The organism is Methylobacterium sp. WL7 (assembly GCF_008040085.1).
GTDB classification, from domain to species: Bacteria; Pseudomonadota; Alphaproteobacteria; order Rhizobiales; family Beijerinckiaceae; genus Methylobacterium; species Methylobacterium mesophilicum.
The window spans coordinates 20677-45743 of sequence record NZ_VRVG01000003.1; the positions used below are offsets into that span (position 1 = coordinate 20677).

At 70.1% G+C, this 25067-nt stretch carries 26 protein-coding genes; 8 read left to right on the plus strand and 18 right to left on the minus strand.

From position 1 onward, the window contains the following. Nucleotides 1-38 precede the first annotated feature (38 nt). Nucleotides 39-527 (minus strand): nucleoside deaminase, encoded by a 489-nt coding sequence (locus FV233_RS01295; protein ID WP_238259490.1) that lies wholly within the window; start codon nt 525-527, stop codon nt 39-41. A 149-nt stretch (nt 528-676) separates the two neighbouring features. Between FV233_RS01295 and FV233_RS01300 the strand changes: the two genes are divergently transcribed. The 4 genes from FV233_RS01300 to rsmD all read left to right on the plus strand — a co-directional run bounded on the left by FV233_RS01300 (nt 677) and on the right by rsmD (nt 3724). Then, on the plus strand, nt 677-868 hold the full coding sequence (locus FV233_RS01300) for a CsbD family protein (RefSeq protein WP_147857530.1): 192 nt from the start codon (nt 677-679) through the stop codon (nt 866-868). Nucleotides 869-945: 77 nt separating this feature from the next. Next, nucleotides 946-1122 (plus strand): DUF1328 domain-containing protein, encoded by a 177-nt coding sequence (locus FV233_RS01305; protein ID WP_082643075.1) that lies wholly within the window; start codon nt 946-948, stop codon nt 1120-1122. A 143-nt stretch (nt 1123-1265) separates the two neighbouring features. Continuing rightward, nucleotides 1266-3170 carry a pseudouridine synthase gene (locus tag FV233_RS01310; RefSeq protein ID WP_147896408.1) on the plus strand — a complete coding sequence of 635 codons (1905 nt, stop codon included), beginning with the start codon at nt 1266-1268 and terminating at the stop codon, nt 3168-3170. After that, a complete protein-coding gene (rsmD, locus tag FV233_RS01315) occupies nt 3167-3724 on the plus strand; it encodes a 16S rRNA (guanine(966)-N(2))-methyltransferase RsmD (protein ID WP_147896409.1) in 558 nt (185 codons plus the stop codon). Before FV233_RS01310 ends, rsmD begins: the two co-directional genes overlap by 4 nt. Nucleotides 3725-3731: 7 nt before the next feature. Here the strand turns inward: rsmD and FV233_RS01320 are convergent, their stop codons facing one another. The 4 genes from FV233_RS01320 to FV233_RS01335 all read right to left on the minus strand — a co-directional run bounded on the left by FV233_RS01320 (nt 3732) and on the right by FV233_RS01335 (nt 6486). Next, the gene (locus FV233_RS01320) at nt 3732-4085 is read right to left on the minus strand and encodes a cupin domain-containing protein (RefSeq protein ID WP_147896410.1); all 354 of its coding nucleotides are present in this window, start codon (nt 4083-4085) and stop codon (nt 3732-3734) included. A 79-nt stretch (nt 4086-4164) separates the two neighbouring features. Continuing rightward, complete coding sequence (locus FV233_RS01325; RefSeq protein ID WP_147855700.1) at nt 4165-4617, minus strand: helix-turn-helix transcriptional regulator; 453 nt, start codon at nt 4615-4617, stop codon at nt 4165-4167. Nucleotides 4618-5002: 385 nt separating this feature from the next. Then, a complete protein-coding gene (locus FV233_RS01330; RefSeq protein WP_238259487.1) occupies nt 5003-5947 on the minus strand; it encodes an alpha/beta hydrolase in 945 nt (314 codons plus the stop codon). Next, nucleotides 5944-6486, minus strand: a complete 543-nt coding sequence (locus FV233_RS01335) for a phasin family protein (RefSeq protein WP_147896411.1) — start codon at nt 6484-6486, stop codon at nt 5944-5946. The genes FV233_RS01330 and FV233_RS01335 overlap by 4 nt, the downstream gene beginning before the upstream one ends. Before the next feature lie 264 nt (nt 6487-6750). Between FV233_RS01335 and FV233_RS01340 the strand changes: the two genes are divergently transcribed. After that, nucleotides 6751-8415, plus strand: coding sequence for an AMP-binding protein (locus FV233_RS01340; protein ID WP_147896412.1), 1665 nt, complete (start codon nt 6751-6753; stop codon nt 8413-8415). Between the two features lie 476 nt (nt 8416-8891). On the opposite strand, the gene FV233_RS01345 is transcribed toward FV233_RS01340, so the two are convergent. The 12 genes from FV233_RS01345 to FV233_RS01405 form a co-directional block, all read right to left on the minus strand. Then, nucleotides 8892-9224 (minus strand): DUF6285 domain-containing protein, encoded by a 333-nt coding sequence (locus tag FV233_RS01345; RefSeq protein ID WP_147855703.1) that lies wholly within the window; start codon nt 9222-9224, stop codon nt 8892-8894. Between the two features lie 2 nt (nt 9225-9226). Next, the gene (locus tag FV233_RS01350) at nt 9227-10237 is read right to left on the minus strand and encodes a phosphotransferase family protein (protein WP_147896413.1); all 1011 of its coding nucleotides are present in this window, start codon (nt 10235-10237) and stop codon (nt 9227-9229) included. Nucleotides 10238-10240: 3 nt separating this feature from the next. Next, nucleotides 10241-11008: an SDR family NAD(P)-dependent oxidoreductase gene (locus FV233_RS01355; protein WP_147896414.1), complete on the minus strand. Its 768-nt coding sequence runs from the start codon at nt 11006-11008 to the stop codon at nt 10241-10243. 1 nt (nt 11009) lies between these two features. Next, complete coding sequence (locus FV233_RS01360; protein ID WP_147896415.1) at nt 11010-12188, minus strand: acetyl-CoA C-acyltransferase family protein; 1179 nt, start codon at nt 12186-12188, stop codon at nt 11010-11012. A 261-nt stretch (nt 12189-12449) separates the two neighbouring features. After that, nucleotides 12450-13655, minus strand: a complete 1206-nt coding sequence (locus tag FV233_RS01370) for an acyl-CoA dehydrogenase family protein (RefSeq protein WP_147856621.1) — start codon at nt 13653-13655, stop codon at nt 12450-12452. Nucleotides 13656-13950: 295 nt separating this feature from the next. Next, nucleotides 13951-15915, minus strand: coding sequence for a DNA mismatch repair endonuclease MutL (mutL, locus tag FV233_RS01375; RefSeq protein ID WP_147896416.1), 1965 nt, complete (start codon nt 15913-15915; stop codon nt 13951-13953). A 180-nt stretch (nt 15916-16095) separates the two neighbouring features. Beyond that, nucleotides 16096-16449 carry a hypothetical protein gene (locus FV233_RS01380; protein ID WP_147855164.1) on the minus strand — a complete coding sequence of 118 codons (354 nt, stop codon included), beginning with the start codon at nt 16447-16449 and terminating at the stop codon, nt 16096-16098. Between the two features lie 80 nt (nt 16450-16529). After that, the gene (locus FV233_RS01385; RefSeq protein WP_147896417.1) at nt 16530-17516 is read right to left on the minus strand and encodes a branched-chain amino acid ABC transporter permease; all 987 of its coding nucleotides are present in this window, start codon (nt 17514-17516) and stop codon (nt 16530-16532) included. Nucleotides 17517-17539: 23 nt separating this feature from the next. After that, a complete protein-coding gene (locus tag FV233_RS01390; RefSeq protein WP_147855162.1) occupies nt 17540-18427 on the minus strand; it encodes a branched-chain amino acid ABC transporter permease in 888 nt (295 codons plus the stop codon). Nucleotides 18428-18455: 28 nt separating this feature from the next. Beyond that, complete coding sequence (locus tag FV233_RS01395; RefSeq protein ID WP_147855161.1) at nt 18456-19673, minus strand: ABC transporter substrate-binding protein; 1218 nt, start codon at nt 19671-19673, stop codon at nt 18456-18458. Between the two features lie 91 nt (nt 19674-19764). Beyond that, a complete protein-coding gene (locus tag FV233_RS01400) occupies nt 19765-20508 on the minus strand; it encodes an ABC transporter ATP-binding protein (protein WP_147855160.1) in 744 nt (247 codons plus the stop codon). Then, nucleotides 20501-21259 (minus strand): ABC transporter ATP-binding protein, encoded by a 759-nt coding sequence (locus FV233_RS01405; protein WP_147896418.1) that lies wholly within the window; start codon nt 21257-21259, stop codon nt 20501-20503. Before FV233_RS01405 ends, FV233_RS01400 begins: the two co-directional genes overlap by 8 nt. 275 nt (nt 21260-21534) lie before the next feature. Between FV233_RS01405 and FV233_RS01410 the strand changes: the two genes are divergently transcribed. The 3 genes from FV233_RS01410 (at nt 21535) to FV233_RS01420 (ending at nt 24338) form a co-directional block, all read left to right on the plus strand. Continuing rightward, on the plus strand, nt 21535-22425 hold the full coding sequence (locus tag FV233_RS01410; protein WP_147855158.1) for a 2-dehydro-3-deoxygalactonokinase: 891 nt from the start codon (nt 21535-21537) through the stop codon (nt 22423-22425). Beyond that, on the plus strand, nt 22422-23057 hold the full coding sequence (locus FV233_RS01415; protein WP_147855157.1) for a 2-dehydro-3-deoxy-6-phosphogalactonate aldolase: 636 nt from the start codon (nt 22422-22424) through the stop codon (nt 23055-23057). Before FV233_RS01410 ends, FV233_RS01415 begins: the two co-directional genes overlap by 4 nt. Nucleotides 23058-23177: 120 nt before the next feature. After that, a complete protein-coding gene (locus tag FV233_RS01420) occupies nt 23178-24338 on the plus strand; it encodes an alanine racemase (protein WP_147896419.1) in 1161 nt (386 codons plus the stop codon). 9 nt (nt 24339-24347) lie between these two features. Here FV233_RS01420 and FV233_RS01425 read toward each other — a convergent pair whose 3' ends face one another. After that, nucleotides 24348-24590: a hypothetical protein gene (locus FV233_RS01425; RefSeq protein ID WP_147896420.1), complete on the minus strand. Its 243-nt coding sequence runs from the start codon at nt 24588-24590 to the stop codon at nt 24348-24350. Nucleotides 24591-25067: the final 477 nt, after the last annotated feature.

Consider the following 25067-nt stretch of genomic DNA (forward strand, 5'->3'; position numbering starts at 1 on the left):
GCGGCGACGCTTGTTCAAGCCCCCGCTCGTTTCAGCCCTCACGCGCGCCGCCCGGCGAAGAATGTCCGCAGCAGCGCGGCCGCTTCGGTTTCGCGGAACCCGCCATAGACCTCCGGGGCATGGTGGCAGGTCGGCTGGTTGAACACCCGCGGTCCGTGCTCGACGCCGCCGCCCTTGGGGTCGGGGGCGCCGTAATAGAGCCGCCGGATCCGGGCGAACGAGATCGCGCCGGCGCACATCGGACAGGGTTCGAGGGTGACGTAGAGATCGCAGCCGGACAGCCGCTCGTCGCCGATGGAAGCGCAGGCTGCGCGGATCGCCAGGATCTCGGCATGGGCGGTCGGATCGTGCAGTGCCCGCGGCCGATTGTGGGCGACGGCCAGCACCACGCCGTCGCGCACGACCACCGCCCCGACCGGCACCTCCCCGGCCTCCGCGGCCGCGCGCGCCGCCGCGAAGGCGCGGTCGAACGCCCCCGCGGCGTTCGCGGTTTCGTGCTCAGCGTCCTGGATCGGATTGGCCGTCACGGTGTTTATCACCCCATCGCCGGGACAGGCACCGACCGGCGCCGGAAGCCGATCCAGGTCAATGTTAATGCCTGGAACATTCCTCTCATCGTCACCGTTGCCTCTACGATTGCGGCGCCGCCGCGAGAGATTGGACGGAAGGAAACGCCATGAGCAGCACCACGGACAAGATCAAGGGCGCCGCCAACGAGGCCCTGGGCAAGGCCAAGCAGGGCCTCGGCGACGTGACCAACAACGACAAGATGAAGGCCGACGGCGCGGCGCAGGAGCTCAAGGGCAAGGCCCAGAGCACCGTGGGTGATGCCAAGGGCGCCGTGAAGTCGGCGACCGACAAGATCTGAACCTTCATGAATGACGGGATCGGAATCCGCCCCTCGCGGGTTCCGATCCTGAACCGGCTGAATTTCGTGAGGATGCCATGATCGGTTGGGCTATCACGTTTCTCGTCGTCGCCCTCGTGGCGGCGCTCCTGGGTTTCGGCGGCATCGCCGGCACGGCCGTCGAGGCGGCCAAGATCATCTTCTTCGTCGCGATCGCCCTGTTCCTGATCTCCGCCGTGTTCGGCGTGATGCGGGGACGATCCCCGAGGCTTTGAACGGCGCACTGGCGCGCGGATCTTTCGGGGCGGTCCGGCTGGGCCGCCCCTTTTGCGTTCGCGGGTTGCGCGTCGTCAGGTTGTGCATCCGCGGATGCTCAACCCGTCTCGCCTGTCCGGGCCGGCTCTGGTATGGCCGGCTCATGAGTGACTTGCCGAAAGACGACGGTCCGGGGGCTTCTGCCCAACCGGACACCGACACCACGCGGACCGAGCGCTGGAAGCCCGCCACCGACGCGGGCAGCGAATCCGAGACGAAGCCCAAGGGCAAGTCTTCGCCGAGCGACCCGAGCCCGCCTCAGCAGGCGGTCGCCGCCGAGCCCGTTGCCGAGGCCACGGAACCGGAGGCCGAGGCGCCGACCCCGCCGGGCGAACGCATCGCCAAGGCGATGGCGCGGGCGGGCATCGCCTCCCGCCGCGACGCGGAGGCAATGATCCTGGCCGGTCGCGTGAGCGTCAACGGCGAGACCCTGACCTCCCCGGCACGGAACGTCACCGACGACGACACGATCCTGATCGACGGCGAGCGCATGCCGGCGCGCGAGCGCAGCCGCCTGTGGATCTTCCACAAGCCGCGCGGCCTGGTGACCACCGCCCGCGACCCGGAAGGCCGCCAGACGGTGTTCGAGGTGCTGCCCGAGGATCTGCCGCGGGTGGTCGCAGTCGGCCGGCTCGACATCAACACCGAAGGCCTGCTGCTTCTCACCAACGACGGCGGTCTCGCGAAGGTGATCGCCCATCCCGATACCGGCTGGCTGCGCCGCTACCGCGTCCGTGCCCACGGCGACACCGACCAGGCCCAGCTCGACAAGCTCGCCAAGGGCGTCACCATCGACGGGATGGAGTACGGCCCGATCGAGGCGACCCTGGACCGCGTGCAGGGCGACAACCTTTGGCTCACGCTGGGCCTGCGCGAGGGGAAGAACCGCGAGGTCAAGCGTATCCTTGAGCATCTCGGCCTGTCGGTGAATCGGCTGATTCGCCTGTCCTTCGGGCCCTTCCAGCTCGGCGACATCGAAGTCGGCCTGGTCGAGGAGGTGCGCATGCGCGTGCTGAAGGACCAGCTCGGCAAGGCGCTGGCCGAACAGGCTGGAGTCGATTTCGAGAGCCCGGTGCGCGAGCCGATCGGCGCCTTCGGCAGCCCCAAGAAGGCCGAGCGTGCCCCTGCGCCCGCCAACACCCGCAATGCCGCGCGGCCCGCGCCGGCACCCCGGGTCTCGACCGGCGGGGCGGGATCCGGTCCGCGCCGCTCCGCGTGGCGGTCGGATGAGGAATCCGGCAAGCCGCGGGCGGCCCGCGTGCCGCGCCGGGGCGAGGATCCCCGCGCGTCCCAGGCTGCCGCGGCCGAGCGGGGCCACGAGCGGGTCGGCTCGATACGCACCGGAGATCGCCGGGTCGTGGTCGAGCGCCTGTCGGCGAGCCCGGTCGCGCCGGCACCGGAGGAGCAGCCCCGGCGTCGTTACGCCGATCGCGGCGCCCCCGATGGCGCGCAGCGTGGCGCCCCCGGCCGCTCGGATCGCGAGAGCTGGGGCAATCGCGGACCGGCTCCGCGGAACGACAGAGGTCCGGGCGACCGGCCGGGCTTCGGTGACCGGTCCGGGCCGCGCGATGCGCCCCGGGGCGCACCCGGCCGGCGGGACGACGCACGGCGGGACGATCGCCGCGACGGCAGGCCGCCCGAACGCCGGGACCGGCCGTTCGGAGGTTCATCCGCCGACGGCCCGCCCCGCGGCAATGGCGGCTTCCGGAGCGAGCGCTCCGGACCCGGGGGCAAGCCGGCCTTCGGCGGACCGAAGCCGGCGGGCGCGCGCCCCGGCGGCAAGCCGGGCGGATTCGGCGGGAAGCCCGGCGGTTTCGCGGGCAAGGGCGGCGGCGGATTTGCCGGGAAAAGCTCGGGCGGTTTCGGAGGCAAGAGTGCTGGCGGCTTTGCCGGCAAGGGCCCGGGCGGCAAGCCGGGCGGGCGTCCCGGCGGCTTCAAGGGCGGCGGCAAGCCCGGCGGCGGTGGCGGCGGTGGCGGTGGCGGTCGTCCGCCGCGCGGAGGCCGATGAGGATCGTCGGCGGCGCGTGGCGCGGCCGTAGGCTCGCGACCCCGCGCACCGACGCGATCCGGCCGACCTCCGACCGGCTCCGGGAATCGCTGTTCAACGTGCTGACCCACGCCTACGACGAGGTCGTCGCCGGGTCGCGGGTGCTCGACCTGTTCGCCGGCACGGGAGCGCTGGGCTTCGAGGCGCTGTCGCGCGGCGCGGCCTACGCGCTGCTGGTCGACGAAGGAGCCGAGGCCCGTGCGGTGATCCGGTCGAACATCGAGGCGTTCGGCGCCGAGGGGGTGACCCGGCTGTTTCCGCGCGACGCGACGCGCCTCGGTCCGGCCGGGGCCACGGCTCCGTTCTCGCTCGTCTTCTGCGATCCGCCCTACAATCGTGGGCTTGCGCCGCAGGCGCTGGCAAGCGCCGCCAACGGCTCCTGGCTGTCGCCGGGCGCCCTGGCCGTGGTGGAGGAAGCCGAGGGCGTCCAGTTGGACTGGCCCGCGGGCTTCACCGCGCTGGAGCGACGGGTCTACGGCGACACCGCGGTGTCCGTGGCGCGGTTCGCCGCCTGAGGGCGCCTCAGTCGCGAACGTCCGCTGCGATCTCGGGCCCGAAATGGATCGCCAGCCAGATCGTCGGCGAATCGGTACGCTCGACGCGGTGCCGACGACGGGGCTCGATCAGGACGGTATCGCCGGCCGACACGGTGCGCGGCGCGTGCTCGTCGGCGAAGCGTAAGTCGGCGGATCCCACAAGCACCGCCACCCATTCGGCATGGGGCTGATCGTAGTGGAATCCCGGCGGGCTGGCCTGTCCGGTCGAGACGATGCGCTCCACCCGCAGGCCCGGCGCCGTGTGCAGGACGGTGACAACCTCCTCGGCCGCTGCAAGGTCGAGATCGGCGTAGAGGTTCGTCAGGTCTAAAGCGGACATCGCCCGCGCCTCCCGAAATGGCTTCGCGAGACGACGTGTGTCAGCGGACGGGGCCGGTCAACCGATGCCGACCGGGGCGTCAGGCCGACGGTGCGGCCACGCCGTTGGTTGTGGCTCGGTGCGGGGCGCCGTCCGCCGCTGTGGGACCATGTCCGATCCGGGCCGCGGACTTCACGAGCGCGATGACGTCCCGGCGCATCTGATCGTCGCCGATCTGATTGTAGGCGCGGAGCAGTTCCACGGCACCGGCGATCCGGAGCAGCGCGGGGCCGTTCTCGGAGGCGGCCTCCGGCTCGGGCTCGAAGAAGCTCGAGACCGGGACGCCGAGGCGCTCGGCGATCGCCTGGAGGCGACCCGCGCCGACCCGGTTCTTGCCGGTCTCGTACTTCTGGACCTGCTGGAAGCTGACGCCCAGCGCGCTCGCCAGCGCGGATTGGCTCAGCCCGTTGGCCGCGCGCAGGAACGCGATGCGGCTGCCGACCCCGTGATCGATGGCCGTGGTCTGTTTCGGCTTGGGGGTTGGGTTGGACATGGTGGAGAGTCCGAACTTCTTCAGGTTGCGGCGGGCGTGGTCGTGCGGATCTTAAGCCGCAGCTCACAACCCACAGGTGCAACATTGAGCGGCCAAGGTCCAGCCGGGTCGCATGTTGATGCCACAGTGCAGCTGAGTGTGCAATGAATGGTCACGCTTGCGCGACCATGCAGGGCGAGCATAGCCACCTTGGTTTCTCAATGGCTTCAAGGCGATCGATACAGAGTGCAACGGCCGATCAATTCTGGCATCACCGACTACGCAGACGGGGACTTCCGGCAACCGGTCGTCCTTGCACGATTGCCTACGGCGCAAGTGATTCGGTTTTGTCTAAACTGGCGGGATGCGGATCGGCGCCGATTCGGTCGCCGCGGATCCTTGTCGATCACGCGGCGGGGCCGAGCCAGTCGGTGACGATGCGAAGTTGTTCCGCGTCGAGCAAGGCCGGGGCGTGGCCGCAATCCGGGATCTCGATGCGCTCGGTGGGCGGTCCGCGGCGGGTCATCTCGTCCGCGGTCGAGGCGAGGAGCAGCTCCGAGCGCTCGCCGCGCAGCAGCAGCACCGGGCAGGTGATCGCGTCCCATTCGCGCCACATGCTGACGCTGTAGACCCGGCCGGGCCGGAAGGCGTCGCCGATGGCCGGGTCGTGGTGGGGGCGCCAGCCGCCGTGGGGCTCGGGGAAGAAGCTGTGCTTGGCGATGTGGCGCCACTGCTCGTCCGTCAGCGGGCCGAAGGCCGCCAGGACGGTCCGAAGGCGCGACTCGCCCGAGGCCAGGTTGTGGTGAAGCCGCGGAGCATCGCGCAGTCGTGAGCCGATATGGCGGATCGGCGCCCAGGGCAGGAACGGCCCGATATCGTTGATCACCATCCGGCGTATCGGGGTGTTGGCGGAGGCCGCCAGCACCATCCCGGTGAGGCCGCCGAGCGACGTGCCGACCCAGTCGATCTTGCCCGTGATCCGCAGGTGACCGATCAGCGCCGCCATGTCGGCGGCGTATTGGGGCAGGCCGTAGAGCTCCGGATCCTTCAGCCAGCCGCTCAGCCCGCGCCCGGGCAGATCGGGGCACACCACCCGGTAACCCATCTTCGCCAGCTTGTAGCCGAGGGGATCGAAGTCCCGGCCCTGCCGGCTCAGGCCGTGGACGCACACGACCACGTGCGGGCTGTCCGGGTCGCCCCATTCGACATACGCGATCCGATGGAAGTCGTGCGGCGCGTAGGCCGCGAAATGACCGGCCCGGAACGGCACGTCGGCACGGCTGAGATCGTCCAGGCGCGGCATCGGCTCGGGGGCGGCCGCCTCAGGCCTCTCGGCGGCGGCGGAGGTCACGGGGTATCCGTGCGCGATGCGGCCTCACGCGCCAGGCGGGTCGTGGTCTGGTGCAGGTCGACCATCTGGTCGGTGAGGCGGCGCGACTGCTCTTGCATGAACGTCACGTGCAAAGCCGCCACCTCGCGGGCGTCGGCCGCTTTCGCGAGGCGTTCGGCGAAATCCAGTGAGGCCCGGACGTTGGTGTCCGAGGCGACCAGCATGCGGTGCCCGATCTCCCGCATCGCCGCCATCGAGTGGCCGGCATTGTCCTCGAACGCGTTGTAGAGGCGCGCCCCGGCGGCCTCCCATTGCTCGCGCATCCTGCGGGTGCCCGCGACGTTGCTGTCGGAAAGCTGGTGTGCGGTCTCCCGGCTCGAGCCCATCACCGAGCGCCAGCCCTCGAACGTCTGGGACATCGAGGTTTCGAAGGCGTTCAGCGCCATCTCGCCGGCTTCGGCGAAGTGTTCGTAGGCCTCGCGGACCCGGGCAACACTGCCCTCGGCCATCTCGCGCCCGGCCTGTGGCGGCCGAACCATCGGTAGATTGTCGTCCTTCACGAGCCCCTCCCCCGCCAACTGCCATGACCGCCCGGTCAGGCACCGGATCCGGCATCCGTCAGGGCGGGGCCGCCGTCAACCGCTGCAGCGTGACAGACCTCGGGCCACCCCGCCGGGTCCTCCGCGCCGGGTCCTCCGCGCCGGCGCGGCCGATGATGACCGACACCGGCTGTAACCAGCACCCCGATTGACAGTCCGGACGGACGCGACGTCATCTCTCTGCCTGCGCACGCCACGCCAGCCGCCCGATCAGAAGGCCCACCGATGACGGAGACAGTTCCGCCCCGCGCGGCCGCCCGGGACTCCGATTCTCATCCGTTCGAGACCGGGCTAGACCGGAACCGGGCGAACTACGTCCCGCTCACGCCGGCCAGCCTGCTGGCCCGGGCCGCCGCCTCCGTCGGGGCGCGGGTCGCGGTGATCGATGGGGATCGCCGTCTGACCTACGGCGAGCTGTACGCGCGGTGCCGCCGCCTCGCCTCCGGCCTGGCCGGGCGCGGGATCGGGCACCTCGACACGGTGGCGATCCTGGCGCCCAACGTGCCCGAGATGATCGAGGCGCATTTCGCCGTGCCGATGCTGGGCGCGGTGCTGAACCCGCTCAATACCCGCCTGGATCCGGCGACCATCGCGTTCTCCCTCGACCATGGCGGTGCCCGGGTGCTGATCGTCGAGGCCGAGTACGGTGCGCTGGCCGCCCGGGCGCTCACCGATCGCGCCGAGCCTATCCTGATCGTGGAGATTGGCGCCACCGGCATCGCCGGCGCGGTCCCGTACGAGACCCTGCTCGCCGGGGGCGACCCGGACTATGCCTGGCCCGGGCCGGCCGACGAGTGGCAATCGCTCTGCCTGCTCTACACCTCGGGCACCACCGGCGACCCGAAGGGCGCGGTCTACAGCCATCGCGGCGCCTACCTTCAGGCGCTCGGCAACGCGGTCACCTTCGGCCTCACCGCGGAGAGCGCCTATCTCTGGACCCTGCCGATGTTCCATTGCAGCGGCTGGTCGTACCCCTGGGCGAGCGTGGCGGCCTGCGCGACGCAGATCTGCCTGCGCAAGGTTGAGCCGGCGGCGATTTTCTCGCTGATCGCCCGGCACCGCGTGACGCACCTGTGCGGCGCGCCGATCGTGCTCTCGATGATCGCCCACGCGCCGGCCTCGGACCGCGTGCCCTTCCGGCATCGGGTGCGCTGCGCGGTGGGCGGGGCCGCGCCGTCCTCGACGATCATCCGCACCATGGAGGAACTCGGCTTCGAGGTGACGCACCTCTACGGCGCCACCGAGAGCTACGGGCCGGCCACCGTCTGCCTGGAACAGCCCGACTGGGCAGACCTCCCGGACCAGGACCGCTACGCCCGGATGGCGCGCCAGGGCGTCGCGCTGGCGACCCTGGAGGGTGTCGTCGTGTTCGATGCCGCCACCGACCGGCCGGTGCCGCAGGACGGCACCACGGTCGGCGAGATCTGTCTACGCGGCAACACGGTGATGAAGGGCTATCTCGGCAACCCCGAGGCCACCGCGCGGGCGTTGGCCGGCGGCTGGTACCGCACCGGCGACCTCGCGGTCTGGCACCCCGACGGCTCCGTGGAGATCAAGGACCGGGCCAAGGACATCATCATTTCGGGCGGCGAGAACATCTCCAGTCTGGAGGTCGAGGAGGTGCTGATGCGCCATCCCGCCGTGATGCTGGCGGCCGTGGTGGCGCGCCCGGACGAAACCTGGGGCGAGAGCCCCTGCGCCTTTTTGGAGATGAAGCCGGGTGCGGCCGCTCCCACCGACCGCGAGCTGATCGATTTCTGCCGGGAGCGGATGGCCCGGTTCAAGGTGCCCAAGACGGTGGTTTTCGGCCCCCTGCCGAAGACCTCGACCGGCAAGATCCAGAAGTTCGTCCTGCGCGAGCAGGCCCGGGGGCTGTCGGATCCTGTCTGACGGCGGGTATCCCACCTGCCCCCTCATCGTGAGGAGCCCGCCTCAGCGGGACTCGAAGGAGCCCTCCGTCGAGGGCTCCGCTCCGAGGCGCCGCCTCAGAGGCCGTGGGTCTCTCGATTCATCGCTCGCGACAGACGATGACGCTGCAGCATTCCTTTGAAGGTTCATCCAGGCTCGCGATCCCAGGTGGGACGTCCCCCCGAAGGTTTGCACCCGAGGTCGATGACGGAGCGCGACGCGCCCCCTCTCCCGTGCGGGAGAGGGCTGGGGTGAGGGATCAGGTCTTTCCGGAAAACGCGCATCCCTCACCCTGCCCCTCTCCCGCACGGGAGAGGGGACCCGCGGCTCATGCCGGCGGCATAGGCCCGTCCGGCGCCGCTAAGGCGTCGGGTGCATGGAAATCGAAGGATGATCGATCGAAAAACTCACAGCCTCTCAGGATGAGGGGGTGGGTTGGATATCCCCGGGTTCGAGCGTCAGGCTGCGGGCTTCGACGGCTTCCAGATGTCGGCGGCGGCCTCGGTCGCGGTGCTGAGGCGGGTGTGCAATTCCGGATCGGCATCGCGTGCGCCGGATCGAATCAAGTCGACCAAGTCGTCCAGGGCGTCATGGTCCGCGCCGCCCAACAGCCGCGCGCTGGCCTCCCCGAGCCGGTCCGCCTGTGCGATCTCCCGGGCGGCGATGCCGATCGCGTTGGCGACCATCAGGGCGACGTAGCGCGGGCGGCCGGTGAGGCCGGGGACGACCTCTTCCGTCAGCGCCCGGCGGGCGGCATCGAGGAGCGCGGCGCCGGAGGGTACGTCCTGCATTGTCAGCTCCAAGTCTCCGGGGCGGTCGCCCGCAGGATCGTCCGCTCCAGCTCGGGTACCATTCGGCCGGTGAGCGCCAGTTCCAACGAGAATTCCCGGCCCGAGACGTGGCGGGCGCCCTGTTCGAGGGCGATCACCGCCCAGCGCAGATGCGCCATCACCTCCCAATAGGCGACGCTCGCCTGATCGATGGTCCGGCCGCTCTCCTGCGTGTACCCCCGGTAGAACGACGCCCGGGAGCCGATGCCGCCGGCCTCCAGATCCGTTCGGCCGAAGCGCCAGCAGGCGGCGCAGAACCAGCCGAGATCCTGTGCGGGATCGCCCCAGCCGGCGAATTCCCAATCGAGGATCGCGGTCAGGCCCGATGCATCCACCATGTAATTTCCGGTGCGGAAATCGCGATGCACCAGGGACGGCGCCGGACAATCCGGCGCGCGAACCTCGCCCCAGCGCAGCCCCCACTCGATCGCCGGACGCTTGGCGCCGATCCCGTCGAGGCTGGCGCGCAGGCGGGCGATTTCGGCCAGCGCCGGCTGCTTCTCGGGCTCTCCGAGGAAGGCGAGCGCGGCCGGCACCTCGCGCGGGTCGAGCGCGGCGTGGATCCGGGCGAGTTCGCGGCCGAGCGTCTCGGCCAGAAGCTCCCGGTCGCCGCCGAGGCTCAGGTCCTTGGCGATGCGCGGCCCGAGGCCGACACCCTCGACCAAGCCCATCAGCGCGAATGGCGCGCCCACCACGGCGGGATCGGCGCAGAAGCCGACCGGTTCCGGCACCCGCACGCCGGCCTTCCAGACCGCCTCCAGGATCCGGAATTCCTCCGCCCGGGACCGACTCGACGCGATGGTCGCGGCGGCGTCCATGCGCAGCACGAAGCCCCGGACGGTGTCGCCGATCCGGCAGCGGACCAGTCGGTTCTCCTGGATCGAGCCGCCGCCGAGGGGCTGGACCGCCTCGATGGCGAGATCCGGACAGCCGAGATGCGAGGCGATCCAGTCGCGCAGCTGCGCCTGTTCCATCCGCTAAAGCCCCGACACGAGGTGGCCGCCATCGACCGCGACGACGCTGCCGGTCATGTACGAGCCCGCCGCGGAGGCGAGCAACAGCAGCGGCCCATCGAGTTCCGACGCCTCGCCCAGCCGACGCTGCGGCACGCGCTTGATCAGCGCCTTGCCGGGTTCGGATTCGAAGAACGCGTCGTTCAGCTCGGTGGCGATGTAGCCGGGCGCGAGGGCGTTCACCCGGATCCCGTGGCGGGCCCATTCCAGGGCGAGGCTCTTGGTGAGCTGGACCACCCCGGCCTTGGAGGCGGCGTAGGGCGCCAGCCCACCGGCGACCCGCAGGCCGAGGATCGACGCGATGTTGACGATGCTGCCGCCGGAACCATGCCGGACCATGCGCCGCCCGGTCGCCTGCGCGACGAGCCAGACGCCCTTCAAATTGGTGTCGAGGACGGAGTCCCAATCGGCCTCGTCCAGCTCGAGGGCCGGCTTCGTTGCGGTGACGCCGGCATTGTTGACGAGCACCGCCACGGGCCCGAACCGCGCCTCGGCGGCATCGAGCGCCCGCTCGACGCTCGCGGCGTCGGTGACGTCCATGACGATCGCCTGCGCCTCGCCGCCTTCCCCTTCGACCCGGGCGACGGTCTCGGCCAGCGCGTCGGCCCGCCGGGCGCAGAGCGACAGGCGGGCGCCGGCTTTAGCCAGCGTGCCGGCGAAGTGGCGGCCGAGGCCGCTGGAGGCGCCGGTGACAAGCACGTGCCGGCCGGTGAGATCGAACAAGCCGGCCATCTCAGTGCAACCGCTCGATCGCCATGGCGATGCCCTGTCCGCCGCCGATGCACATGGTGACGAGCCCGTAGCGGCCATTGACCCGGGCGAGTTCGTAGAGCGCCTTGACGGTGACGATCGCCCCCGTAGCGCCGAGCGGGTGGCCAAGCGCGATGGCGCCGCCGTTCGCGTTGACCTTGGCGGGGTCGAGATCCAGGGCGCGGGAGACCGCGCAGGCCTGGGCCGCGAAGGCCTCGTTCGATTCGATCACGTCGAAGTCGGCGGCGCGCAATCCCGTGCGCGCCAGCAGGCGCTCCACGGCCGGCACCGGACCCATGCCCATCTCGGAGGGATCGACTCCGGCATGGGCGTAGCCGACGATCCGGGCGAGTGGCCTGGACCCGTCACGCTCGGCCGCCGCCGCGCTCGCCAGCACGACGATCGCCGCGCCGTCATTGAGGCCGGAGGCGTTGCCGGCGGTGACGCTGCCGGTCTTGGAGAAGGCCGGGCGGAGCTTAGCGAGGTCCTCGGCGCTGGTGGCCTTCGGGTGCTCGTCGGTGTCGAATCCCACGGTCTCGCGCTTGCGCTGGACCGCGACGGCCAGGATCTGCTCGCGGAACCGGCCCTCGCGGATCGCATGGGCGGCCCGGGCCTGGCTCTCGGCCGCGAACGCGTCTTGCATGGCCCGGGAGATGCCGTAGCGCTCGGCCACGTTCTCGGCGGTGACGCCCATATGGCCGTTGCCGAACGGGTCGTTCAAAACGCCGACCATGTAGTCGATCAGGGTCGCGTCGCCCATGCGCTGGCCGAACCGCCCGGTCTCCAGGAGATGCGGCGACCGGCTCATGCTCTCGGCGCCCCCGGCGACCGCCACCTCGGCATCGCCCAGCATGATCGCCTGCGCGGCCGAGACAATCGCCTGCAGGCCGCTGCCGCACAGGCGGTTGACCGTGAGCGCCGGCACGGCCTGGGGGATCCCGCCCTCCATGGCGGCGACCCGGGCGATGTAGGCATCGCGCGGCTCGGTCGGGATGACGTTGCCGATCACCACGTGGCCCACCGCCTCCGGCGCGGTCCCTGACCGCTTCAGCGCTTCCGCGACGCATTGCGCCGCCAGCTCGGCCGGCGGGATCGCCGCGAGCGAGCCCCCGAAGGTGCCGATCGCGGTGCGCACCGCGCCGGTGATCACGACATCCGTCATGTCTCTCGGACCTTTCCTCTCGTCGGCTGAGCGCCGATCCGGGCGCTCCCGGTGCCGGTTTTTGTTCTTTGCTGGCGAATGAGCGGACAAACGGTCATCGCAACCGCGCCGTCATCCTCAGGTGCCCGCATCAGCGGGCCTCGAAGGCGCCCTCCAGTCCGTCGCGCGATCCCTGGAGGCCTCCTTCGAGGCGGCTTGGCCGCACCTCAGAATGAGGACGGTGGATTGGACGTCCACCTTGCCCCGGTGGGAGGACAACCGTCACCCCTCCAAACCCCAGGTCCAAAACGAATCGCCCTCGGCTTCGAGGTTGCGGTTGAGCACCATCTTGTGGACTTCGTCGGCCCCGTCCACCAGCCGGGCCTGGCGGGCGTAACGGTAGATCCATTCGAGCGGCGTGTCGGTGGAGTAGCCCCGGGCGCCGTTGATCTGGATCGCGATATCGGCCGCCGCGTGGATCAGGTTGGCCACGTGGACCTTGGCCATCGAGACTTCCTTGCGGGCAAAGCTGCCCTGGTCCAGCGCCCAGGCGGCCTTCATCACCAGCAGCCGGCCGATCTCGATCCGCATGGCGAGGTCGCCGAGCATGAGCTGGATGCTCTCGCGGTCGGCGAGCCGGATGCCGAAGCCGTGCCGCTCGCCCGCATAGGCCCGGGCGATCTCGACGCAGCGCTTCGACAGGCCGAGCCAGCGCATGCAGTGCGTGAGCCGCGCCGGACCGAGGCGGATCTGCGTCAGCTTCAGACCGTCGCCTTCGGTCATCAGGACGTTCTCGGCCGGGATCTCCAGCCCGTCGAACAGCAATTCGCAGTGGCCGCCGTGCTCCTCCGGGCCCATGATCGGGATCCGGCGCAGGATCTCCCAGCCGGGCTGGTCCTTGTGGAACAGGAAGGCGGTGAGCCCCTTGCGGGCGTCGTCGGAGGTGCGCGCCATCAGGATGAAATGGGCGGCCTCCTCGGCCCCGGTGATATACCATTTGCGGCCGGTGACGACGTAGGTGTCGCCCCGGCGCTCGGCCCGGGTCTGGATCATGCCAGGATCGGAGCCGCCACCGGGATGCGGCTCGGTCATGGCGAAGGCGGAGCGGACCTCGCCGCGCACGATCGGGTCGAGCCAGCGCGCCTTCTGGGCCGGGGTCGCGACCTTCTCCAGCACCATCATGTTGCCGTCGTCGGGGGCGGCGGAGTTGAACACGACCGGCCCGAAGATCGAGCGGTTCATCGCCTCGTAGCAGACCGCCATGCCGACCTTGTCGAGGCCGGCCCCGCCGGTCTCGGGCTTGAGCTGCAGGCACCACAGCCCCTCGGCCTTCGCGAGGCCGCGCAGCCGCGCCAGCTCGGTGAGGCTGATATTGCCGTGCCCGTCATAGGCCGCCGGGTCCGATTCCAGCGGCACGACATACGCATCCACGAAGGCCGCGATGCGCGCGCGGTAATCCTCGACGCGGCGGGAGATGGTGAAATCCATGGTCGCGGGCTCCGGCGGCGGCGCGATGCGGGTCAGAGAGGTTGATGCGCGAGAGGAGGGGTATCAGGTCTTCGGTCCAGAAAAAGCACGCCCCCGAAGTCGGCATCGTGGGACAGGCGCTGGCTGGTGTCGCGCCCCGCCCGCAGGCGACGTTGGCTAAGACGTGGCGGAGACGAGCGGTTTCTCCAGGGCCGATCGGACCTGTTCGGGCATCCGATCGATGACGTGGAGATAGCCGAGCGCAGCCGGATCCGGCTTACGTCGGCCGGTCTCCCAATTGCGGATGGCCGACAACCTATCGGCGGCCGAACAGCCGCTCGATATCGGACAACTTCAACGCGATCGAGGTCGGGCGGCCGTGGTTGCATTGCCCGGAATTGGGCGTTGCCTCCATCTCGCGCAGGAGCGCGTTCATCTCCTCCGGGCGCAGGCGACGGCCGGCGCGGACCGAGCCGTGGCAGCTCATGCGCGACAGGATCGCGTCCAGGCGCCGCCCGAGCGGGCCGCCCTCTGCCGCGGGGGCTCCACCCTCCTCATCGCCGCTGGCTTCCAGCGCGTCGAGGATATCGGTGACGAGATCGCGCACGGAGGCGCCGACCAGCGCGGCCGGCACCTCGCGCACCAGCACGGCACCGGTGCCGAACGCCTCGATCGACAGGCCGAGGCGGTCGAGGTCCGGGGCCGCGGCGACAAGGCGCTCGGCGGCGTCCGGGCTCATCTCGATAACGTCTGGGATCAGCAGGCCCTGGCGGGCGATGCCGCCCTGGGCCCGCTCCGCCTTCATGCGCTCGTAGACCAGGCGCTCGTGGGCGGCGTGCTGATCGACGATCACCAGGCCGTCCCGGGTCTGGGCCAGGATGTAGGTCTCATGGATCTGGGCTCGCGCCGCGCCGAGCGGGTGGTCGATGGCCTCGGCCGCCTCGACCACCGGCCGGACATCCGCCTGGGGTGGGGCTGCGAGATCCGCCTCGGGCGACGGCGCGAACGGTGCCTGCGGAGCCTCGCCGAACCCCTGCGTGTCGCCGAAGACGGGCTCCGGCTCGGGTGTCGGTTGCCAGCCGTCCGGCCTCCAGCCTTGGGCTCGGCTGTAGCCCGACGGCGCCGCCACCGAGGGCGTGTTCGCCGGGAAGAAGCTCGGGCGGGCGGACCGGAACAGACTCGGCGCGACAGCGCCGGTATGGGTCGCGAGCGCGGGGCCGGCCGGCCGCAGGGCGTCGAGGGTCCGGCTGGCCCCGGTGGTGGCCGCCCGCGCGCCGCCCCGGCGCAGGGCATCGTGGATCGCGCTGACCACGAGCGCCCGCACCAGACCGGGCTCGCGGAACCGCACCTCGGTCTTGGCGGGGTGGACGTTGACGTCGACCAGGTCGGAATCGCACGCGATGGCGAGCCCGAGCACCGGGTGCCGGTCGGAGGCGAGCGTGTCGGCATAGGCGCCCCGCACCGCACCGAGCAGCAGGCGGTCACGCACGGGGCGGCCGTTGACCACGAGGTGGATGTAGCCGGCGGCCCCCCGGTGATAGGTCGGCAGGCCGACATGGCCGGTGACCGAGAAGCCTTCCCGGGCAAGCGACACCGGCAGCGCGTTGGCGGCGAAATCCGCGCCCAGCACGGCGGTCAGGCGGCGCAGCTCGCCCTCGGGGCCGGTCTCGGCCGGCAGCAGCAGCGGCTGCCCCGCATCGGCGCGCAGCGTGAAGCGGATGCCGCGCTGGGCAACGGCGAGCCGCCGCAGGGTCTCCGCGATGGCGGCGTTCTCGGCGCGGTCGGATTTCAGGAACTTCAGCCGCGCCGGCGTCGCGGCGAACAGCTCGGTCACCTCGATCCGGGTGCCGCGCTGGGCCGGGGCCGGACGGACCGGGCCCTTCACGCCGGCCTCGACGGTGAGGCTCGCCCCGGCCTCGGCACCTTCTGGACGGGTGGTGATCGCGAGCCGGGACACGGCGCCGATCGAGGGCAAAGCCTCGCCGCGGAATCCCAGCGTGTCGATGGCCGAGAGGTCGCCGCCGGGCAGCTTCGAGGTCGCGTGGCGCTCGACGCACAGAGCGAGGTCGTCCGGGCCCATGCCGCGGCCGTCGTCGATCACCCGGATCAGCCGCCGACCGCCGTTCTCCACCACCACCTCGATGGTGCGGGCCCCGGCATCGATCGCGTTCTCGACCAGCTCCTTCACGGCCGAGGCCGGGCGCTCGACCACCTCGCCCGCCGCGATGCGGTCAACAAGGATCGGGTCGAGACGGCGGATGACGGGCGAAAGGGTGGACATCGACGCCCACGATAGCGGCTGGGCGGCGGCGCTCCTAGATCGTCGTCCCCGAAATCAGAGCCGGAACGGCGATCGAGGCTTCTGTTTCTACGTCATCTTTTTCCGAAAGCCGGAATCCACCTGTCGGGATGATGCTCTCGCGCACCCGATGACAGGGACCGTGTCGCGAAGCCGCGGCGCTCAGGCGCGGCGGCTCGATCCGCCCAGCGAAATGCGGCTGCCGGCGGGCCGGGCGCCATGGCTCGGCGCCTTGTAGGGGCGACGCGACGCGTCATACAGGGCGGTGCCGACGACCCCAGCGGCCCGTCGCAGGGTGGCGCCGTCGCAGGTCGCAGCGACGCGCACGCCGATCTCGTGGGTATGGCTGCGGCCGTACAGCCAGACCGCGAGGCGTGCCCGGGTCGCCTCGGGGATGCCGTCGAGGATGTACGTCGCGGTGTCGGCGTCGGCCTTGATCAATTGGCCGACGGTCTCCGGCGGGATCGGGCAATCCGCCGCCGGATCATCGATGCTCAGCGGCTGGGTCTTCGTCATGGTCAAACCTGTCAGCCTAGGAACTGCAGGTTGAGCGGGTGTGGTTAATGATCCGTCAACGAACCGGCACCCGCCGCGTCTCACAGCGGCTTGCGGATGATCCGGGCGATCAGGCCGACGATGCCCTCGCGGAACAGCAGCACGCAGAGCACGAAGACGCAGCCCTGGATGATGGTCACCCAGGCGCCGAACTGGGCCAGGTAGGTCTCCATGGTGACGATCACCATCGCGCCGACGATCGGCCCGAACACCGTGCCCATGCCGCCCACCAGCGTCATCAGCACCACCTCGCCGGACATCGACCAGTGGACGTCTGTGAGCGAGGCGAGCTGGAACACGATCGCCTTGGTCGAGCCCGCAAGCCCCGCGAGCGTCGCCGAGAGGACGAACACCGCGAGCTTGTACTGGTTGGCCCGGTAGCCCAGCGAAATCGCCCGGGGCTCGTTGTCCCGGATCGCCTTGAGCACCTGCCCGACCGGCGAGTGAATGATCCGGTAGATCAGCAGCATCCCGGCCATGAAGACCACGCAGACGACGGCGTACATCGCCCGGTCGTCGGCGAGGCTGAACACTCCGAACAGGTTGCCACGCGGCACCGCCTGGATGCCGTCCTCGCCGCCGGTGAACTTCGCCTGCAGCGAGAAGAAGAACGCCATCTGAGCGAGCGCCAGGGTGATCATCGAGAAGTAGATGCCCTGCCGGCGGATCGCCAGCGAGCCGAAGACCAGCCCGAGCAGGGCCGCCGTGGCGGTGCCCGACAGGATCGCCAGTTCCGGGGTGAAGCCGAGGTTCTTGGCCGTGTAGGCGCAGAGATAGCTCGCCATCCCGAAATAGGCGGCGTGGCCGAACGAGAGCAGGCCGCCGTAGCCGAGCAGCAGGTTGAAGGCGAGCGCGAACAGCGCGAAGCACAGCACCTTCATCAGGTAGACCGGATAGAGCACCAGCGGCGCCGCGGTCAGCACGACCGCGATGCCGACGAAGATCATCCAGTGCAGCGCCTTGTCGTCGCGGCGCGTCGGCAGCGCGGCGGCGATCGGGGCGACGTCGATGGCGGCGGTGTCGGCCATGGGGATCGAGCCTCTGATCTGGTTCAGGCCGTGCGCCCGAACAGGCCGGCGGGTTTGACGAGCAGCACCAGCACCATGATCACGAAGATCACGGTGGCCGACGCCTCCGGGTAGAACACCTTGGTCAGGCCCTCGACCAGGCCGAGGGCGAAGCCGGTGATCACCGAGCCGATGATCGAGCCCATGCCGCCGATCACCACCACGGCGAAGACCACGATGATGATGTCGGCGCCCATGTTCGGGTTCACCGAGTAGATCGGGGCGGCGAGGACCCCGGCGAAACCCGCGAGCGCCACGCCGAACCCGTAGGTCAGGGTCAGGAACAGCGGCACGTTCACCCCGAAGGCCTGGACCAGGGTCGGGTTCTCGGTCGCGGCCCGGAGGTAGGCGCCGAGCTTGGTCTTCTCGATCACCAGCCACGTCGCGATGCAGACGGTGAGCGAGGCCACCACTACCCAGGCCCGGTAGTTCGGCAGGAACATGAACGGCAGGCGCTGGCCGCCCGACAGCTCGGCCGGGATCGCGTAGGGCAGCCCCGACACGCCGTACTGGTTGCGGAACAGGCCCTGGATGATCAGCGCCAGCCCGAAGGTCAGGAGCAGGCCGTAGAGGTGATCGAGCTTGTAGAGGCGCGCGATCAGCACCCGCTCAAGCAGGATGCCGAAGGCCCCCACCACCAGCGGCGCCAGCCCGAGCGCCCACCAGTAGCCCAGCCCGACATAGGTCAGCAGCATCCAGGCCACGAACGCGCCCATCATGTACAGCGCGCCATGGGCGAAGTTGATGATGTTCAGGAGCCCGAAGATGATCGCGAGCCCGAGCGACAGGATCGCGTAGAACGAGCCGTTGATCAGGCCGAGCAGCAACTGCCCGAACAGCGCCTGGGTCGGCACGCCGAAGATCGTGGTCATAGCCGTCCTCCGTGCCGGACCCGCACCGTCAACCCTTCACCAGCGGGCAGTTGCCGTCGGCAAGCGGGCGGAAGACCTGATCGCCCGGGATCGTCTCGAGCTTGTTGTACAGGTCCCACTCATCCTTCGACTCGGAGGGCTTCTTCACCTCGAACAGGTACATGTCGTGGATCTTGCGGCCGTCCGCCCGGATCGTGCCCTTGCCGAACAGCGGATCATCGGTGGGCATGGACTTCATCTTCGCGACCACGGCGGCGCCGTCGGCACCGGATTTCAGCTCGGCCATCGCCTTCAAGTAGTGGAGCACGTCGGAATAGACGCCCGCGTGGTTGGCGGTCGGCTTCGAATTGCCCTTCATCTGCTTGGCGAACCGGTCCGAGAAGGCCCGGGTCTGGTCGTTCAGGTCCCAGTAGAACGGCTCGGTGAGCACGAGGCCCTGCGCGACCTTGGTCCCAAGCGAGTGCACGTCCGAGGAGAACACCAGGAGCCCGGCGAGGGCCTGGCCGCCTTCGGTAATGCCGAACTCGCCGGCCTGCTTGATCGCGTTGATCGTGTCGGTACCGGCGTTGGCGAGCCCGATCACCTTGGCGCCGGACCCCTGCGCCTGCAGCAGGAACGATGAGAAGTCCGAGGTCGGGAACGGGGTCTTGACCGAGCCGATGACCTTGCCACCGTTCTTGGTGATCACCGCGCTGGTGTCGCGCTGGAGGGTCTGGCCGAAGACGTAGTCGGCTGTGAGGAAGAACCAGGTGTTGCCGCCGCGCTTGACCATGGCGCCGCCGGTGCCGTTGGCGAGCGCCACCGTGTCGTAGACCCAGTGGATCGTGTTCGGCGTGCATTGCGGGCCGGTGAGGTCGGCGGTGCCGGCGCCGGTGTCGATGAAGACCTTGTTCTTCTCCTTGGTCACCTGGCTGATCGCCAGGGCGACCGACGAAGTCACGCCGTCGGTGATCATGTCGACGCCGTCGCGGTCGTACCATTGCCGGGCGATGCCGGCGCCGACATCGGGCTTGTTCTGGTGGTCGGCGGAGACGATCTCGACCTTCAGCCCGTGCTCGGCCGGCTTGAAGTCCTCCACCGCCAGCTTCGCGGCAACCACAGAGCCCTCGCCGCTGATGTCGGAATAGGCGCCCGAGCGGTCGCCGAGGATGCCGATCTTCACGTTCGTCTGCGCGCTCGCGCCGCCCATCATGAGGGCACCCGCGAGGGCGGCGAGGGACACGGACCCGATGAGACGTCCGAACATGATCTTCCTATCCTCCTGCGGCGCAGCGGATCACCGCCTGCCGAGCCTCTGACGCCGTTCTCCAGCGCTTATTGGGTATTCGCCGTCCGCCTCAGACGCCGAGATAGGCGTGAAGCTTGTCGATATTTGCGTCAAGCTCGGCATTCGGGATCATGTCGACCACCCTGCCCTGCTCGATGACGAAGTGCCGGTCGGCCAAGGTCTGCGCGAAGCGGAAATTCTGCTCCACCAGCACAATGGTATAGCCCTGAGACTTCAACTGCTGGATCGTCCGGCCGATCTGCTGCACGATTACCGGCGCGAGACCTTCGGTCGGCTCGTCCAGCAGGATCAGCTTGGCACCGGTCCGCAGGATCCGGCCGATGGCGAGCATCTGCTGCTCGCCGCCCGAGAGCTTGGTGCCCTGGCTGCCCGCACGCTCCTTCAGGTTCGGGAACAGGGTGTGGATCTCGGCCACCGTCATGCCGCCGGGCTTCACCCGCGGCGGCAGCATCAGGTTCTCGTGGACCGTGAGGCTCGCGAAGATGCCGCGCTCCTCCGGGACGTAGCCGAGCCCGAGCCGGGCGATGTTGCGCGAGGCCATCCGGATCGTTTCGACGCCGTCATAGACGATCGAGCCGGCCCGCTTGCCCAGGATGCCGATGATCGCCCGGAGCGTCGTGGTCTTGCCGGCGCCGTTCCGGCCGAGCAGCGTGATCACCTCGCCGGCCCGGACATCCAGGTCGATGCCGTGCAGCACGTGGCTCTCGCCGTACCAGCCCTCCAGGCCGCGGACGGTGAGGAGCGCATCGGTCGCCGCGGCCGGCGCGGGTCTCTTCACGGCGGCCTCAAGCATGTCCCGACCCAATATAAGCCTCGACCACGCGCGGGTCCTTCGAGACGGTGGCGTAATCGCCCTCTGCCAGGACCTGCCCGCGCGCCAGGACGGTGATGCGGTCGGACAGCGACGCGACCACCGAGAGATTGTGCTCGACCATCAGGATCGTCCGGTCCTTCGAGACCCGGCGGATCAGCTGCGCCGTCCGGTCGACGTCCTCGTGGCCCATGCCGGCCATAGGCTCGTCGAGGAGCAGCATCTCGGGATCGAGCGCCAGGGTCGTGGCGATCTCGAGCGCGCGCTTGCGGCCGTAGGACAGCTCGACCGCCAGCGAGTCGGCGAACTCGGACAGGCCCACGGCCTCGACAAGCGCCAACGCCTCGCCGTCGAGCGCCCGCAGCACCTTCTCGGGACGCCAGAAATCGAACGAATCGCCCCGGCGCCGGCGCTGGAGCGCGATGCGGACGTTCTCGGTGATCGTCAGGTGCGGAAACACCGCCGAGATCTGGAAGGACCGCACGAGGCCGAGCCGGGCCACATCCGCGGCGCGCAGCCCGGTAATGTCCCGATCCTTGTACCGGATGGTACCGGCGGTGGGGATCAGGAACTTCGTGAGCAGATTGAAGCAGGTGGTCTTGCCGGCACCGTTCGGGCCGATCAGCGCATGGATCGTCCCGCGCTCGACTTCCAACTTGACGCCGTTGACGGCCCGGAATCCCTTGAATTCCATCGTCAAGCCATCGGTCGCCAGGATCACGTCCCGTGCCAAGCGCGTCCCTCCCGCGTATGATTTATTGCCTGCCATATCGCCGATCACGCCCTGAACAGTCCATCGCAAACGCTCGGCGCGGCGGGACAATCCCCGGCTCATGATATGCTGATTCTTGGCTGATCCGGGCCGAACATCCCGTCGCGGTCATGATACCGACACGGAAGGGCGTCCGGCGACCCGTCACCCCAAGGCCGGGCGGGCGGCGGCGGCGCGCTTGACCTTGTTCCGGTCGGGCCTATAACTCAGACAAATTATTGGTGGGGAGGGCGTGCATGGTCGGTCGGGCCGCCTACATTGCCGTCGATTGGGGCACCACCAACCGGCGCGCCTACGCCATGTCGGAGGCGGGCGAGGTCCTCGACACGCTTCAGGACGATCGCGGCGTCCTCGCGCTAACCCCTGGCGACTATCCCGACGCGATTGCACAGCTGCGGGAGCGTTTCGGCGCGCAGGCCGTGGTCGCGGCCGGCATGGTCGGCTCGACGCGCGGCTGGCGCGAGGCTGCCTATATCGATGCGCCCGCAACGCTGCAGGACCTCGCCGAGGCGAGCCTCGCGGTCGCCCCCGACGTGCGGATCGTCCCGGGCGTCGCGCTCCGGAGCGGCCCACGCCCGGACGTGATGCGGGGCGAGGAAGTCCAGGTGCTCGGCGCGATCAGCAGCGGCGCCGCGCCGCCGACGGCGTTGTTCTGCCAGCCCGGCACGCACAACAAGTGGATCGCCACGGTGGACGGCGCGATCACCGATTTCGCCACCGTGATGACCGGCGAACTCTTCGCCCTGGTCCGCACCCACGGCATCCTGGCCGGCATGCTGGACGGTGCGGTCGCGGACGGTCCCGCCTTCCGGGAGGGGCTCCGCCGCGGGAGCGAGGCGCGCAACCTCGCCGCCGCCCTGTTCGAGGTCCGCGCCGGGGTGCTGCTCGACCGGCTGGCACCCGCCGATGCCGCCGCCTACGCCAGCGGCCTGATGATCGGTGCGGATGTCGGCACGCGCACCGATCTCGCCGAGCGTCCGGTACACCTGCTCGGCGGCGGCGCTCTGTCTGCGCTCTACGACGTTGCGATCACGGAAGCTGGCGGCCATGCCGTGCCGGTGCCGGACGGCGCCACGACGGCCGGCATCCACGCCATCTGGCAGGCCATCTCGAAAGTGCGGGCATGACGATCCTCGACCGATTCGAAGTGGCCTTCGCGGCCTGCCCCCTGGTGGCGATCCTGCGCGGGCTCACCCCGGACGAGGCGCCCGCCATCGGCGACGCGCTGGTCGAGGCCGGGTTCACCCTGATCGAGGTGCCGCTCAACTCGCCCGATCCGCTCAGGAGCATCGGGCTGCTGGCCGACCGGTTCGCCGGGCGCGCCCTGGTCGGGGCCGGCACGGTTCTCACACCGGCGCAGGTCGGCGACGTCGCGGCGGCAGGCGGGACCTTGATCGTCTCGCCCAACACCGACCCGGCGGTGATCGGCGCGACCATGGCCGCGGGCCTCGTCTCGCTGCCCGGCTACCAGACGCCGAGCGAGGCATTCGCCGCCCTCCAGGCCGGCGCAACCGCCCTGAAGCTCTTCCCCGCGGACATCGCGACCCCGGCCGCGCTCAAGGCGCACCGGGCGGTGTTCCCGGCGAGCGCCCGCGTCCTCGCCGTCGGCGGCGTCACGCCCGACAGCGTGCCGGTCTGGCGGCAGGCCGGCGCGGTGGGCTTCGGTCTCGGCTCGAACCTCTATCGCCCCGGCAAGCCGGCAGCCGATGTCGCCCGGGACGCTTCAGCCTTCATCGCGACAATCGGGGGATCTGCATGATTGCGGGCCCTCAGGGTACCAGGGTGAACCAGAGAACACTCACAATTCTTGTGGCTGGAACGCGACAGTGACGGCGCCCCCGTCTAGAACCGCGCCCGCATGGATGGCGGGAGCGGGCGGATGGCGGATGGGCAGTTCACACGGCCGGACGGCTTCGATGGGCTCGAGACGCCCTGCCTGCTCCTCGACGCGGACAGGCTGACCGCCAACGTCGCGACCATGCGGGCGGGGCTCGACCGGCTGGGCGTAACGCTGCGGCCGCACCTGAAGACCGCGAAATCGCTCGACGTCGCCCGCATCGCCATGGCGAGCCCGTCCGGACCCGCGACAGTCTCGACCCTCCGGGAGGCCGAGCACTTCGCCGAGGGCGGCGTGCGCGACCTGATCTACGCCGTCGGGATCGCGCCGCAGAAGCTCGACCGCGTCGGGGCGATCCGGCGGCGCTGGGGGGCAGATCTCGCCATTGTGCTGGATTCCATCGAGCAGGCAAACGCCGTGGTGGCGTGGAGCCGCCGCACCGGCGACCCGATGCCGGTGCTGATCGAGGTCGATGCCGACGGCCATCGCTCCGGTGTCGATCCGCGCGATGCGGATACGCTGGTCGCCATCGGCCGGGTGCTCTCCGACGGTGCCTCCCTGCGCGGCGTGCTGCTGCACGCGGGCGACAGCTACGGCCTGACCGAGCCCGCCGCGCTGAAGGCAGCAGCCGAAGCCGAACGCGCCGCCGCGGTGGCGGCGGCGGCGATCCTGCGCGGCGCCGGCCTGCCCTGCCCTGTGGTCAGCGTCGGCTCGACGCCGACCGCACGCTACGCCGACAACCTCGACGGCATCACCGAGGTCCGGGCCGGTGTGTTCATGATCGGGGACCTGTTCCAGGCGGGCGTCGGCTCCTGCCGGATCGACGAGATCGCCCTGACCGTTTTGACCACCGTGATCGGCCACCAGCGGGAGAAGGGCTGGATCATCACGGATGCCGGCTGGATGGCGCTGTCCCGCGACCGCGGTACGGCACGCCAAGCCGTCGATCAGGGCTACGGAATCGCCTGCGACATGGCGGGGCAGCCCTATCCGGACCTGATCGTGCGGGACGCGAACCAGGAACACGGGATCGTGGCCCTGCGGCCGGGCTCGTCGGCGCCTCTCCCCGACCTGCCGATCGGGGCCCGGCTTCGAATCTTGCCCAATCATGCCTGCGCCACCGGCGCCCAGCACGACCGTTACCATGTCGTCGCCGACGGCCGGCTGACCGGGGCGGTCTGGCCGCGCATCAACGGCTGGTGACGGCGGATCTTACCGCCCGTTCGAGACGGTCCGCACCGGACGATCCGACTGATCCATCACCATGCGGCAGCCGGCGCTGAGATTTGGCCGCTGCTGGCGCAGGCAGGCCGTGATCGCTGCCACGTTGGGGATCTGGGAGGCGCAGAGCTGCATGACGTCCGGGGTGCACGCCGCGCGGTCGGCGCGGGATTGCGCCAGCGCGGGCGCTGCGCCGGCGATCAGGGCGAGCAGAGCGAACGTGGCGGACTTCATCGAAACAGATCCTCAGACGGATGATGGATCGGCTGTTACAGCCGAGCCTCGAAGTGCGGCGTGAACGCCGCGACACACCGAAATATCCACCGCGCGACCGCCCTATTCTGTCGCAGCGCCGGGATTACGCGGTGCCGAGCGGCACCTCGCCCGGACACCCTGCAAGGCGTCCGACGCGATCAGGGTCTAGTCACCGGCGTGATCGCCCCGGTCGCCACGGGCTCGATCTGAGACGCGGCGGCGTTGGCCGGCGCCTTTTGCCGATCGAGCTTGTCCGCTGAGACGAGAGCCGCGGTGATCAAGGCCACCGCCGCTATCGTCGCCTTCAAGACCTCCCAGATTCGCGTAAGCATGGCTGAGTCCCAATGGCGTCACTGGATCTTCAGCATGTCTGCCTGGGGCGAAGCTGTTCAACACGCTCGCCCGGCGCCGTCTCATCGATCCGTGACTTCCGGATCTTCGACGGCGACCCTTCCC

Excerpts from the sequence above, each read along its gene's own strand:
- FV233_RS01300 (WP_147857530.1), top strand. The coding sequence starts at position 677 with ATGAGCAGCACCACGGACAAGATCAAGGGCGCCGCCAACGAGGCCCTG.
- FV233_RS01305 (WP_082643075.1), top strand. The coding sequence starts at position 946 with ATGATCGGTTGGGCTATCACGTTTCTCGTCGTCGCCCTCGTGGCGGCG.
- FV233_RS01310 (WP_147896408.1), top strand. The coding sequence starts at position 1,266 with ATGAGTGACTTGCCGAAAGACGACGGTCCGGGGGCTTCTGCCCAACCG.
- rsmD (WP_147896409.1), top strand. The coding sequence starts at position 3,167 with ATGAGGATCGTCGGCGGCGCGTGGCGCGGCCGTAGGCTCGCGACCCCG.
- FV233_RS01320 (WP_147896410.1), bottom strand. The coding sequence starts at position 4,085 with ATGTCCGCTTTAGACCTGACGAACCTCTACGCCGATCTCGACCTTGCA.
- FV233_RS01325 (WP_147855700.1), bottom strand. The coding sequence starts at position 4,617 with ATGTCCAACCCAACCCCCAAGCCGAAACAGACCACGGCCATCGATCAC.
- FV233_RS01340 (WP_147896412.1), top strand. The coding sequence starts at position 6,751 with ATGACGGAGACAGTTCCGCCCCGCGCGGCCGCCCGGGACTCCGATTCT.
- FV233_RS01345 (WP_147855703.1), bottom strand. The coding sequence starts at position 9,224 with ATGCAGGACGTACCCTCCGGCGCCGCGCTCCTCGATGCCGCCCGCCGG.
- FV233_RS01350 (WP_147896413.1), bottom strand. The coding sequence starts at position 10,237 with ATGGAACAGGCGCAGCTGCGCGACTGGATCGCCTCGCATCTCGGCTGT.
- FV233_RS01355 (WP_147896414.1), bottom strand. The coding sequence starts at position 11,008 with ATGGCCGGCTTGTTCGATCTCACCGGCCGGCACGTGCTTGTCACCGGC.
- FV233_RS01360 (WP_147896415.1), bottom strand. The coding sequence starts at position 12,188 with ATGACGGATGTCGTGATCACCGGCGCGGTGCGCACCGCGATCGGCACC.
- FV233_RS01370 (WP_147856621.1), bottom strand. The coding sequence starts at position 13,655 with ATGGATTTCACCATCTCCCGCCGCGTCGAGGATTACCGCGCGCGCATC.
- mutL (WP_147896416.1), bottom strand. The coding sequence starts at position 15,915 with ATGTCCACCCTTTCGCCCGTCATCCGCCGTCTCGACCCGATCCTTGTT.
- FV233_RS01380 (WP_147855164.1), bottom strand. The coding sequence starts at position 16,449 with ATGACGAAGACCCAGCCGCTGAGCATCGATGATCCGGCGGCGGATTGC.
- FV233_RS01385 (WP_147896417.1), bottom strand. The coding sequence starts at position 17,516 with ATGGCCGACACCGCCGCCATCGACGTCGCCCCGATCGCCGCCGCGCTG.
- FV233_RS01390 (WP_147855162.1), bottom strand. The coding sequence starts at position 18,427 with ATGACCACGATCTTCGGCGTGCCGACCCAGGCGCTGTTCGGGCAGTTG.
- FV233_RS01395 (WP_147855161.1), bottom strand. The coding sequence starts at position 19,673 with ATGTTCGGACGTCTCATCGGGTCCGTGTCCCTCGCCGCCCTCGCGGGT.
- FV233_RS01400 (WP_147855160.1), bottom strand. The coding sequence starts at position 20,508 with ATGCTTGAGGCCGCCGTGAAGAGACCCGCGCCGGCCGCGGCGACCGAT.
- FV233_RS01410 (WP_147855158.1), top strand. The coding sequence starts at position 21,535 with ATGGTCGGTCGGGCCGCCTACATTGCCGTCGATTGGGGCACCACCAAC.
- FV233_RS01415 (WP_147855157.1), top strand. The coding sequence starts at position 22,422 with ATGACGATCCTCGACCGATTCGAAGTGGCCTTCGCGGCCTGCCCCCTG.
- FV233_RS01420 (WP_147896419.1), top strand. The coding sequence starts at position 23,178 with ATGGCGGATGGGCAGTTCACACGGCCGGACGGCTTCGATGGGCTCGAG.
- FV233_RS01425 (WP_147896420.1), bottom strand. The coding sequence starts at position 24,590 with ATGAAGTCCGCCACGTTCGCTCTGCTCGCCCTGATCGCCGGCGCAGCG.